We start from the raw sequence: 11,764 nt of genomic DNA on the forward strand, positions 1-11,764 counted from the left end.
ACCTATCCAACAAAATGGCATTCATGGCCGCCGGTCTGGTGGCCTTGGTCACCTACGGTGTAATTTTCTTCATGTGACCATAAACAGCAATTTGCTGGTATTTTTCCTCGATCTTTTCCGGATTTTTGGCCGATGGTCGGACGTGCAACCGAACCGGAATAGATCGGCTGCCGCCCCCACAGTATGATCAGATCGCTTTGGTCATAATGCGGCCGTAGCCAGTCGCCATTGGCATACATAAAGGCAAAGGCCAGTTGCATGGCGCATTTACCGTTTTACTTCAAACTGCGATAATAACTATCAGCATTGTAGACAGCTGCAAGCGGATTATGACCGAGCAACCGGTCCTTGACGGCAAGCACGGTGCATGGGGCTTCAGCATACTTGAGAAACAGCGTGTCATGGCCCACGCACAGGCCCAACAGCACATTGAAATCGGTTTGCGCCTTGTTCAAAATCATGGCTTGCAGCACCGGGTTGCACATGGCCTCTTCGTCCTTGTCCCATGAAAGCTGGTGCGCCTTGCCAATGCCGATTTTTTCTTTAGGGATTCGGCCCACTTTACAGACTGCAGAAACAACCTCAAACGCTCTGGATGAAAATATCTTTTCCACAATCTTGGCCTCATTTCTCAAGCCGATGCAAAAAGCGATACCCAAACGGTTGTAATGCATCTTCCCGGCAAATTCCATGATTTCTTCGATCCGGGTTTTTACGGGTCTAAGATGTGCATACCCCAGTTCCTTGTTTGAATACCCTTCCGATTCCTGGATGGATGCCTGCCTGGCAAACTCAAAGAGGCCCGGCGTGTTATTGTATTCTTCAAGGCTTTGTTCGGCGAGTTCCATCATGTTGCGGGTTGGGCAAAAATCAGGGGCTTTGCCGCCTTCTTTTTGGCATAATCGGTCTGGGGCGTTAAAGGGGCAGCGTGCGCAATTCGGCAGGTCGGTAGGCATGTCAGATTCCTTTCAATCGTTGAGAATTAATGGTCTTGTGAGCGTCAAGTCACAGCTTCACTAAATTAGACATAGTTTCCATGGCCTGATCATATATATTTCAGATATAAATAAGTGCTGCAAGAAAATGTTCATTTCATCGGCAAGCCTTTTACGATGAAGGCGTTGTTTTTAAAAGTGTGCCATGTCGACCTTTCCAATTCCGATTACGAGCACCGCATAGCTTAAACACGAGCATGACGGGCATTGGCGTTTTTCGTGCTCGTAATCAATCATCATTTTTTACTATCGATCGATGAAATTCCCGCTGAACACCTCTATCATTACAATTGAAGGAGAATACTCTCCTCAATCAAATATTTTGAACAACACAAAAGCCTTTTCAATATCTACGAATGTAAACTACACACCCGTATTTGATTCTGATCCTAAAGCTGTGGGAGTCAAAAAAGGCGGCAATAATAATGAAACTGCGAAAATATATTTGAATAAAGAATGCGCTGATTGGATTCTAAACGCTTTCGAAAAAGAATTATCAAATGCGGGCTATTCAATTAATGATAACAATGCTGAGAAACAGGTTGATGTAACGCTTAATGTAAAACAATTCTTTGTTGAACCATGGGTTGGTATGTGGTCTGCCACTATATACAGCATATTATCAGTCGATGCAAAAGTTGCAGTCCGTGGAGATAAAGTATATTACACCAGAAAATTTGTTTCATATGATGAAAAGATTACATTCGCGTGGCCAGATAGAATGTTTGAGGAAAGGATACTTAACGTAGCCCAAAAATCGCTCCCAAGTATAGTCAAAGAAACAAATATGCTATTAACCAATAAAGTAGGAGATTTCAAATAATGAAAAAAATAACAACAATACTGTTTCTAATTATTTTCATTACTGGCTGCGGCGGGCTCAAATATATCAAACTTGATGAAAAATCAGATACAGAATGGAAAACAGAAGAAAATACTACGATTCAAAAAATTAAAGGTTAAAGCCCCAAATAAATACTTTCTGGGATTGATCCGGGCTGGGTGCACCGGAGTCAAAGAGCAGATTGGAAAGCAGACGTGTAACAGCAGTGATCCGAGGGATCATTGCTGACCGGTTTTTGTTTTAGGAAGCTATCTCCACTTTCAAAGATAAGTATCTTTGGGCAAACCATCTGCTACTGAAAACATAATCAACCATTAACGGGAAATATGAAAACCTTCGAAATGCACTTGAAAGTGGAATGATCATTCCACCAACTGCGTTCAGGATTGTCAAACAGTCGAAAGGCAGGATCATGTTCAACATATAAAATATATTAAACAAGCACTCGATAGTAAACCTTAATTTTATGAGTTGGCTTCAACCGTGGAGTAAAGTGTGGCCTGCCCCCCCCAGCGATGACCCGTTCTTCTTATTCGAATCTGTGAAGAAAAAATGACATTGCATTATTAAAGTGTTATTTATTAATCATATCTTTAAAGATATTTCTTCGATAGGAGAACGGTATGGAATCCAACATATTGGAAAACAGCCTAATCCATCTGTTAGATGCAGTAAATCGACTCAGTGAACCGGCACCCGACAACAACGCCATCAAATACGCCCTGGTCCATTTATGGCGAGGGCTGAATCTTTTGTTGAAAAAAAGGCTCTTTGACGAGCACTGGTCTCTTATTTATAAAAATACGGACCATACAAAAACCGCTGATAGTTAAGGCGGTTTTACACCGATCGACTTTGCCGATATAGAAGACCGATTGGCTGCATGCTGCGGGATCAGCATTGTTGAATACAATGAGATTATCCAAAAAATACGCAAATCAGGTGTGCGTTTTGCGGTCATGTCCTTCACTGGAAAGAACTTGCCGCCGAATGTGGTTCGAATCTGGATTATATAGGCCCCTTTGATTGCCTTCAATGCAACCTTGCCGGTATGATCCGCACAGACGATCGATGGATTTGTCTGTCCTGTTGTCAGGGGTGGGAATTGAAGCAAATCAATATTTGCAACTTATGTGGGACAAGACTTGTTCGGGCCTCGCCGGACAGGCCACATTGCAGCCATTGCAGTGTATAGTGTGCCTATCCATCATTCGTTTTTGGTTCATGGCCTCCTGTGTGATAGGCAGTCCGATGTCTAAAAAATCGCACGTCACGCAAAGTAACGTGCGATTGAATGGTTCGGGGGGTAGCCAGGCAGATTGGGCCCGCCAGGATAGCTGCTATTCCGATTTCACGCAATCCGCCGCCTTACGAAATCGGTCGGTGATGGTCTCGGTAAGCTCGGCTGCAGCGTCCAGTTGCTCGGCTATTGCCGCCTGATTATTCTGGCGAGCATCCTGAGCCCATTTTCGGTAATCCTCGGCATGATGGTCATTGTGCTGAATCCAATGATCGAGCAGTTTGGTCAACTTTTCAGCAAATGAGAGGGGGGCTGTCGCAGGGCTATGGCCATGATGATGGTCGTGATCGTGGTGGTCGTGGTGATGGCCATGGTCGTGATGATGATGGTCATGGTCATGATCGTGATGGTGATGGTCATGATGGTCGTGGTCATGATCGTGAGACATGGATTCACTCCTGAATTAAAGGGTATTTGAAACAACCTTATCGCTGCCCATGAAGGCTCGCTAATTGAGTTTTTTGAATTTAATCTCACTACCGGTTGAAGTCAACCATTCTTCACTAAATTCAGCTATTGCCTGTCAGCCGTAAGCCCGCTAAAACCAGTTATAAAAAACAATTGATATCAACCAATCAACGCACACAGATACCATCATGGATAGCCATCGACCCAATCGAATCCGGTTCATCGTCATTATCACCATTTGTCTGGGATTGTTTTCAGGCGCCACCGTGGGTGCCTTTTTGGCCCTTACCCGTGATCTGCCTCAAATCAGGGAATTGGAAAATTTCGAACCCTCCGCGATCACCCATATCTATTCGGCCGACCAGGTGCTGCTGGGCGAATTATTTATGGAAAAGCGGTCTATTGTTCCCATCGGCCAGTTTCCCGCCGACCTCATTACCGCCTTGGTCACCATCGAAGATCGCAATTTTTATTCCCACAGCGGCATTGATTTGAAAGGTATTTTACGGGCCATCGTCAAAGATATTCTGGCAGGCCATTTTGCAGAAGGGGCCAGCACCATCACTCAGCAATTGGCCAAGACGCTTTTTCTGACCAAGGAAAAAACGCTTACCCGGAAGGCAAAAGAGGCCATCCTGGCGTTTCAGTTGGAACGCCGCTACACCAAAGATGAAATTCTCGCTTTGTATCTGAACCAAATCTATTTTGGCAGCGGTGCCTATGGTGTGGAATCGGCTGCCCAACGGTATTTTGGCAAACCCGCATCCCAGATGGATTTGTCCCAATGCGCGCTGATTGCCGGACTGCCCCAAGCCCCCTCCACGTACAGTCCGCTCAACCATCCGGATCTGGCCGCCAAGCGGCGTAACCTGGTGCTGCGCGTCATGCGCCGTCAGGGGTTGATCGATGACAATCAGTACCAGGCGGCGATCACTCAACCGGTACGGGTTAGCGCTCAGGAGAAGGCCGCCGGCGCCGCGCCGTACTTTGTTCAATATATCAAACCCGGCCTGGAAGCGGTGGTCGGTCCGGATTTACTCTATAAAGGCGGCCTGACCGTGCACACATCACTGTCCTACCGCCTGCAGCAACAGGCTTGCCAGGCATTGGGCAAAGGCCTGCAGCAAATCCAGGAGAGAAGAAAACAACAAGGCCAAACCTCATCAGCGCCCCAGGGGGCCCTGGTGGCCATTGACGTGAAGACAGGCGGGATTCTGGCCATGGTGGGGGGGCGTGATTTTTCCGAAAGTGCCTTTAATCGCGCGGTCAGCGCCCATCGCCAGCCAGGTTCGGCGTTCAAGCCGATTGTCTATGCACTGGCCATCGCCCATGGGTTCAGTCAAGCCAGCCTGGTCCTGGACGCACCGGTGGTTTTCAAGGCCGGCAGCGACAATAAAGACTGGCAGCCGGAAAATTTCTCAAAAAGTTACCAGGGAGAAATGACCCTGCGTTATGCCCTGGCTCACTCAAAAAACATTCCGGTCGTCAGACTGGTTGAACGATTGGGCCCGTCGGCGGTGGTGCAGTTTGCCCATCAATTGGGCATCGGCTCTTCTCTTTCTCCCAACCTGTCCATTGGCCTGGGAACCAGTAGCACCACACTGCTTGAAATCACGGCGGCGTATGCTGTTTTTCCAAATGGCGGCATCAGCATTCCCCCTTTTGGGGTGAGTGAAATGCTGGATCGTAACAATGCCCTCATCTGGCGCGTCAAACCATCCATCCGACCGGCCTTGACCGAACCCCAGGCCGCGATCATGGTGGACATGCTGCAAGGGGTAATCAAGGAGGGGACAGGTCAGGCGGCTCAACAACTAAACCTTCCGCTTGCCGGCAAAACCGGAACCACCAACAAATACCGGGACGCGCTGTTTGTGGGTTTTTCACCGTCGGTGGCCACCGGCGTATGGGTCGGAATGGACGATTTTTCGCCACTGGGGGATCTGGAAACCGGTGCCCGGGCAGCACTTCCCATCTGGATCGAGTTCATGGACGCAGCCAGCGCTGATGGTGCAGCGCTTGATTTTACCATTCCGGACAATATGAAAAAAACCAGGATCAATCCCTTAACCGGCAGAAAAGCAGACGAAAACGATCAACACGCCGTAACGGCGTTGTTTGTGAAAGGCACCGAACCTTTTGATTGACTTCTTTCACTTCTTGTTCGGCTGAGGCAGATTGATTTTTCTCTTCTTGGCGTCGCTTTGACGACGATAAAAAGTGGCCACATGCCCGATTATGCCAACCATTTCACAGGATGCGTCTTTTTCGATATGTTGGGTCAGGGCCAGTTTTTTGATTTTTTCCTTAAAATCGATGAATTTAACCTTGACCAACTCATGCTGATCCAGAGCGTCGTTCATCGCCTCGGTGAACGCGGCGGTGATCCCTTTTTGTCCGACAAACACGACCGGCTTAAGCGGATGAGCAAGGCTGCGCAAAAATCGTTTTTGAAATCCAGTTAGCTGTCCCATAATATACGTTTACCGCCTCCGCATGACGCGTTTATGAACATTTTCTATCTTCCCCACCATATCGTCCACCTGCTTTTTTACCTCAGCCACATTACCATCCGTACTAATGAGAATGCTCTCGATTGAATCCACATCAGAACTCAATTTGATGGCGGCCTGATTAATCCTTTGTACCTGTCCATTCAAATAGTACAAAAACCCGCTCACACTGATCATCCAGGCGCCCATCAGGTATACCTTCCATGTTCTTTTGAGGTGGGCGATCACTTTGTCCATGGCGATTCCTTTTGAATGAATTAAAGTTCTCACCCTTGAAAGTAATTCAGGTGTAGATCAAATTTAAATTAATCGGGGGGTATTTGCTGACACCGGGCTTTGGCAGAACATGTTCTTCCCCGACAGTAAGCCAGTTGACGTCCGGGTTGATTTCCCGAAGTTTTCCGTCTTCCGGCGGCCTTGAATGGACCGTATAGGCATACGTTACCTGAAAAAGACAAACATTATACTTACCCTTTCTGGCAATCACATAATTTTTTAGAAATGAGCGCGGAGATAAGTTCTGGGATTCGGCAATGTGCCGGATCTCATCATTGGTAAACCGAACCAGTGCAGCCTTGGATACCCCGCGCTCTGAGATACGATAAAGGGCACGGGATTCACTACTACCGGCATAAACCGTGGCAATACATGGAATCCGCTTCAGATACTGAGCGGCCACCATCGCTGCCGTTCGCCGGCCGCCTACCATCACGGGCATGCCATAGTATTCGAAAAGCTTGCGCTGGACCAATTCGGCATACTTGTCGCCTTTTTCATAAAGGTCTTTGGAAATGTAGCGCAGACTCTGCGCCAAATCTTCTGCCGCATCGGCGATGGGCCAGTCGACTCTTACATGAAAATGGGTCAGGCTGTACCGATCCGTGGCCCGGGTGCTGGGATCGCGCTGAATCAAAAGGGCGTAATCCACCGGAAGCAGGACGTCTAAAAAATTGTAGAAATGAACAGAATCCAGATATTTATGGGTCCGGTCGAACTTCTCTGGAAGCGGCAGCGCCTTGGACGCCAGCAGATTGGTCTTGGTCGGCTTGTTGACATCAAAAAAGCGGATATACTTCTTGTGGTTTGCGGGGATAATATCCTCCACAAAAATCACCAAAAAGGTTTTCTGGCACTCATATTCGATGCCTGGAATTCTTGCACGGGGTTTTAGCTCCCGTTTTTCGATAAATGGATAAGACTGCTTGCGCTCATCAAACTGCTGATAGGACTGGATCAATGCATAGTCCAGCATAAACTGATCGAGCTCGTCTCTGAGCAACTCGTAATATGAACGACGCAGTCGATTGAATTGGCTGAGTTCTTCTCTGACACTCCAAAAGGCCACCGCGGCCCCCTTAGGGTGGATTACTGGTTCACTGCACTACGGAAGATGATATGGATATAGCATTCAAGATAATGTTTTTGGGCTGCGTTATCGGTCGTCGCAGTATGACAACAAATACGGCTTCCTCCCTTAAGGCCTTGCCAAAAACATTATCTTAAACACTATAGTACTGTTTTTTTTACATAACACGATTACTGACAACGGTCAACGGTCTGCTTCTGTTTTTCCGTTGAGTTTTTCCATCCATCCGTAAATCTTTTTTCGGTATCGGATGCATAAGAAAGCAGCCAACGCGGTAACGCCAAGCACCACGGCGAAAACAGTATAATTTCTTTTAAACAGAAATTCCCCTTGCAGACTCAGCATCAGTGTCCCCGGCATTCGCCCGATCGATGCAATCAACAGGAAGGCTTTGAGAGGAATGGCGGTGATTCCCAAAAACAGGCACAGGTAATCTTTGGGAAACCCGGGAAAGATAAAAAGGATGAGCAATACAATGATGCCCTGACGCTTTAAAAGATGATCAAACCGTTGCCATTTATCAGCCGGTATCCAGCGTCTGACGAACCGCTTTCCCAGATACCGGCCAATGGCAAAATTGATCCATGATCCAATGGCCAGGGCCAGGCTGGAATAAATAAAGCCTTTAATGCTACCGAACAGATAACCGCCGATGAATCCGGTGGCCTCACCGGGTATGGGTGCCAATACCACCTGCAGAATCTGCATGCCCATAAAAACCAGGGGGGCGCCATGACCGAAACCGGTAACGAATTGTTCTACCTTTTCACGGTCCGACACCCACCGGAAACCGGTCATCAATCCGGATGCAATCTGGTGCCGGAAGACAAGTAGTCCCAGCAGCAGACAAACCATGCAACCGACAATCCACCAGCGCCTCTTGTTCTGGTCTGGTTTCAACCCCTCACCTTTGAACATGTTAATGCCGTGCAGCGATCAGCGATCGGTCAATGCTGCCACACCCGGCAGCACTTTGCCTTCCAAAAACTCCAGGGATGCGCCACCACCGGTAGAAATATGCGACATCCGATCGGCCAAGCCTGCTTTTTCCACGGCTGCCGCGGAATCGCCGCCCCCGATCACCGTAACCGCGCCATTTTGCGTGGCGTCGGCCAGGGCGCGGGCCACGGCATAGGTCCCTTTAGCGGTGGCATCGATTTCAAAAACGCCCATGGGGCCATTCCATACAACGGTGCCGGCACCTGCCAGAATACTTTCAAATGTCGATATGGATGCCGGGCCAATGTCCAGCCCAATGCTGTCGGCAGCAATGGCATCAACGGCCGTGGGTGTCAATGACCCGACGGTTCTTGCATTAAAATCAAACTGGTCGCTGCACAAACAATCAACCGGCAGAACCAGTTTGTCGCCCCCTTTCTCCATCAGGGCGCGGGCCAGGTCAAGCTTGTCGGCTTCAACCAGAGACCCACCGATCTCAAGCCCCTTGGCCTTGAAAAACGTGTAGGCCATGCCCCCACCGATAATCAATCGGTCGACCTTGGGGAGCAGGGCGTCGATGACGTCGATCTTTCCGGATATTTTGGCGCCCCCGAGAATGGCCACAAAGGGACGTTTGGGCTGTTGCAGGGCGTCGCCAAGATAGGCAATTTCCTTTTCGATCAGAAACCCCATCGCGCTGGGTTGCAAAAACCGGGTCACCCCGGCCGTGGATGCATGCGCCCGGTGAGCGGTGCCAAAGGCATCGTTGACATACACCTCCGCCAGGTCCGCCAAACTGCGCGCAAAGGTCTCATCATTATCCGTTTCCGCCTTGTAGAAACGAAGATTCTCCAATAGCAGCACCTGCCCGTCCGACAGGGTTTGAACCGCTGCCTCGGCCTTTTCACCGATGCAATCATCGACAAAGGCCACCGATTGTCCCAACAGGGTTTGCAGCGCCGCGGCACACGGCTTGAGTGAGAGTTCAGGCACACGTTTTCCCTTGGGGCGTCCCAAATGAGACATCAAAATCAGCCGTCCGTCATGCGCTAGGATGTGACGGATGGTGGGCAGCGCCGCACGCAGGCGTTTATCATTGGCAACCTTGCCGTTTTCTAAGGGGACATTGAAATCCACCCGCATGAGCACACGGCGGCCTTTGACATCGATATCGGAAACGTTAAGCTTGGCCATGGGGTCCTCCTGAGCATTGGCGGTTTCGCGAGGGAAACCCTGATGATGAATTCATAGAATAAAATAATCGCTCAATCCGTTTATTTGCTTTTTTGTTTCTTGGCCTGTAATGCCTTTTTGTGCGACCAGCGATCGAGAAATCCCATCACCCCTGAAGCATAGGCCCGATCGATCATCTCCTCCCGGACCTTGATACCGTCCTTTTGAGCCATGGCTTGTCTTAGGCATTGTGTCTTGTAACAGCAGGGCATGCACGATTCCGGACTATGCCGCAACCCATCCTCTCCTAAGGGAAAAACGGTTTCCAGGTCTCCAAAACAGGGCGGGTATTTACTTTGATTGACGGTCATTGGGTGTCTCGTCGTGTTGATCGGTTTTTAGGTTTGCGCGTCTGCTTTCATTCTGGCAATGTGGCCTTGATCGGCAAAACTGAAATATCCATCGGCGCCGATAATGAGGTGTTCGTGAACGGTAACCCCAATCAGGGCGCAGGCTTGAATCAGCTTCCGTGTAATGGCCATGTCATCGGGCGACGGCGTCGGGTCACCGGAAGGGTGATTATGGGCGAAGATGACCGCCGCAGCCGTATTGGCCAAGGCCGCCTTAACCACTTCTCGGGGATAAACGGCACTGGCGGTCACCGTTCCGGAAAAAAGAATTTCATCGGCAATCACCCGATTTTTGGCATCCAGGTAAATGGCGATAAAACATTCCTTTTTTTTATCACGGATGCTGTGGTTGAGATAGTCGAAAAGCGCCCGCGAATGGGTCAGGGTCTGTTTGCCTTCAATCTGCTGTTTCAGGTATCGCTGGCCCACGGCAGGCACCAGCTTCAACCCAAACAGGTTGATCGGTCCAACGCCGGGCACCTGGCAAAGGTCCGCCGGCGAAGCACCCAGGACCCCCGACAGGGTCTTGAATCGCTTCATCAACGCTTTGGCGGTCCCTTTGCAGTCTTTCCGCGGTGTTCCCAGCGTCAGCAATAGTTCGACGACCTCATAATCGTGAAATCCGTCAAGCCCCGACTTTAAAAATCGATCCCTGAGTCGCTGTCGGTGCCCGGCCCCCTTATGCGGTTGGTTTTTCTGATCCTGATCCACAAGCCTCTCCTTTCAATGCCGGCCACAAAAAAACATGGATCGCATCTCTAGGGTAAGGACGAATTGTTTAGATCTCGTCCAATTCCTGCTTTAGATCCCGGGTCATCAACTGATGCAGGGCAATTTTCGGATCCAGATCCTCATAGAGCAGATGGTAGATGGCATGCGAAATGGGCATCTCAACGCCCAGTTTCCGCGATAGATTATACACCGATTTTGCAGTTTTGACACCTTCGGCAACCATGTGCATCTCGGCCAGCAGATCGTTTAATTTTTTCCCCTCACCGATCTGTTTGCCAATGGTATGATTGCGGCTCAGATCACCGGTGCAGGTTAAAATCAAATCCCCCACGCCGGCCAGGCCGGTAAAGGTTCTTGGCTGGGCCCCCATGGCCAGTCCCAAACGACGGATCTCCACCAGCCCCCGCGTAATCAGGGCCGCCCGCGTATTCAGCCCCAGGCCCAATCCGTCAATCACCCCGGCGGCAATGGCAATCACATTTTTCACGGAAGCGCCCAGTTCGGCACCGATCATGTCCTCAATGGTGTAAACACGGAAATAATTGGTGACAAAGACCTGCTGCACAAAAACCGCCGTATCCGCATCACTGGATGCCACGGTAACCACGGTGGGCACCTTTCGGGCTACCTCTCGGGCAAAGCTGGGACCGGTGAGAACGGCCAGCCGGTCAGGACTCAGCCCTGGAATCACCTCGCTCAGCACCCCTGACATGGTCAAATGAGTCTTATTTTCAATGCCTTTAGATGCGCTCACCACGATCGTCCGGTCTCCGATGGCCGAGCCGCAGCGCGACATGGTCTCCCGGGTCACATGGGACGGTGTGACGACAAGCACCAGGTCCTTGTCCGCCACGACAGCCTCAAGGTCACCCGAAGGATGCAGATTTTCAGACAGGGTCACACCAGGCAAAAAGCGCCGGTTTTCCCTATCCTTTTGCATTTGTTCTTTCACATCGGTTTCATAAACCCAATGCGCAACCGAAAATCCCTTATGCGCCAACAAATTGGCCAGGGCTGTGCCCCAACTACCGGCGCCGACCACGCCGATACGCGTCGTTTTCACATCAATATTGGTTTGGATCAT

The 11,764-nt window shown here is 49.7% G+C and carries 15 protein-coding genes; 4 read left to right on the forward strand and 11 right to left on the reverse strand.

Annotated features, from left to right (window positions below):
• Positions 1-2: 2 nt before the first annotated feature.
• Both Dvar_RS24045 and Dvar_RS24050 read right to left on the reverse strand, forming a co-directional pair.
• Entirely contained in the window at positions 3-260 is a 258-nt protein-coding gene (locus Dvar_RS24045) for a hypothetical protein (protein WP_419655659.1), read from the reverse strand.
• 15 nt (positions 261-275) lie between these two features.
• Positions 276-956, reverse strand: a complete 681-nt coding sequence (locus Dvar_RS24050; protein ID WP_419655660.1) for a DUF1847 domain-containing protein — start codon at positions 954-956, stop codon at positions 276-278.
• Positions 957-1,251: 295 nt separating this feature from the next.
• Here Dvar_RS24050 and Dvar_RS24055 point away from each other — a divergent pair, with 295 nt between their 5' ends.
• The 3 genes from Dvar_RS24055 to Dvar_RS24065 all read left to right on the forward strand — a co-directional run bounded on the left by Dvar_RS24055 (position 1,252) and on the right by Dvar_RS24065 (position 2,672).
• Positions 1,252-1,818 carry a YajG family lipoprotein gene (locus tag Dvar_RS24055; protein ID WP_419655661.1) on the forward strand — a complete coding sequence of 189 codons (567 nt, stop codon included), beginning with the start codon at positions 1,252-1,254 and terminating at the stop codon, positions 1,816-1,818.
• Positions 1,818-1,958, forward strand: coding sequence for a hypothetical protein (locus Dvar_RS24060; protein WP_419655662.1), 141 nt, complete (start codon positions 1,818-1,820; stop codon positions 1,956-1,958). The genes Dvar_RS24055 and Dvar_RS24060 overlap by 1 nt, the downstream gene beginning before the upstream one ends.
• A 504-nt stretch (positions 1,959-2,462) precedes the next feature.
• Positions 2,463-2,672 carry a hypothetical protein gene (locus tag Dvar_RS24065; protein WP_419655663.1) on the forward strand — a complete coding sequence of 70 codons (210 nt, stop codon included), beginning with the start codon at positions 2,463-2,465 and terminating at the stop codon, positions 2,670-2,672.
• 507 nt (positions 2,673-3,179) lie between these two features.
• On the opposite strand, the gene Dvar_RS24070 is transcribed toward Dvar_RS24065, so the two are convergent.
• Positions 3,180-3,527 carry a hypothetical protein gene (locus tag Dvar_RS24070; RefSeq protein ID WP_419655664.1) on the reverse strand — a complete coding sequence of 116 codons (348 nt, stop codon included), beginning with the start codon at positions 3,525-3,527 and terminating at the stop codon, positions 3,180-3,182.
• A 208-nt stretch (positions 3,528-3,735) separates the two neighbouring features.
• Here Dvar_RS24070 and Dvar_RS24075 point away from each other — a divergent pair, with 208 nt between their 5' ends.
• Positions 3,736-5,694 carry a penicillin-binding protein 1A gene (locus Dvar_RS24075; protein WP_419655665.1) on the forward strand — a complete coding sequence of 653 codons (1,959 nt, stop codon included), beginning with the start codon at positions 3,736-3,738 and terminating at the stop codon, positions 5,692-5,694.
• A gap of 6 nt (positions 5,695-5,700) precedes the next feature.
• Here Dvar_RS24075 and Dvar_RS24080 read toward each other — a convergent pair whose 3' ends face one another.
• The 8 genes from Dvar_RS24080 to Dvar_RS24115 all read right to left on the reverse strand — a co-directional run bounded on the left by Dvar_RS24080 (position 5,701) and on the right by Dvar_RS24115 (position 11,764).
• Positions 5,701-6,021, reverse strand: a complete 321-nt coding sequence (locus Dvar_RS24080; protein WP_419655666.1) for a YhbY family RNA-binding protein — start codon at positions 6,019-6,021, stop codon at positions 5,701-5,703.
• Between the two features lie 9 nt (positions 6,022-6,030).
• Positions 6,031-6,297 (reverse strand): hypothetical protein, encoded by a 267-nt coding sequence (locus tag Dvar_RS24085; RefSeq protein WP_419655667.1) that lies wholly within the window; start codon positions 6,295-6,297, stop codon positions 6,031-6,033.
• A gap of 46 nt (positions 6,298-6,343) precedes the next feature.
• A complete protein-coding gene (locus Dvar_RS24090) occupies positions 6,344-7,405 on the reverse strand; it encodes a hypothetical protein (RefSeq protein ID WP_419655668.1) in 1,062 nt (353 codons plus the stop codon).
• A 204-nt stretch (positions 7,406-7,609) separates the two neighbouring features.
• Entirely contained in the window at positions 7,610-8,326 is a 717-nt protein-coding gene (locus tag Dvar_RS24095; protein WP_419655669.1) for a TVP38/TMEM64 family protein, read from the reverse strand.
• Between the two features lie 36 nt (positions 8,327-8,362).
• Positions 8,363-9,559, reverse strand: coding sequence for a phosphoglycerate kinase (locus Dvar_RS24100; protein ID WP_419655670.1), 1,197 nt, complete (start codon positions 9,557-9,559; stop codon positions 8,363-8,365).
• An 80-nt stretch (positions 9,560-9,639) separates the two neighbouring features.
• Positions 9,640-9,909, reverse strand: a complete 270-nt coding sequence (locus Dvar_RS24105; protein WP_419655671.1) for a hypothetical protein — start codon at positions 9,907-9,909, stop codon at positions 9,640-9,642.
• A 27-nt stretch (positions 9,910-9,936) separates the two neighbouring features.
• Entirely contained in the window at positions 9,937-10,659 is a 723-nt protein-coding gene (radC, locus tag Dvar_RS24110; protein ID WP_419655672.1) for a RadC family protein, read from the reverse strand.
• Between the two features lie 67 nt (positions 10,660-10,726).
• Positions 10,727-11,764 carry an NAD(P)H-dependent glycerol-3-phosphate dehydrogenase gene (locus Dvar_RS24115; protein ID WP_419655673.1) on the reverse strand — a complete coding sequence of 346 codons (1,038 nt, stop codon included), beginning with the start codon at positions 11,762-11,764 and terminating at the stop codon, positions 10,727-10,729.

Origin of the sequence: Desulfosarcina variabilis str. Montpellier (assembly GCF_048565275.1) — a bacterium.
In the GTDB taxonomy this organism is placed as follows: Bacteria; Desulfobacterota; Desulfobacteria; order Desulfobacterales; family Desulfosarcinaceae; genus Desulfosarcina; species Desulfosarcina variabilis.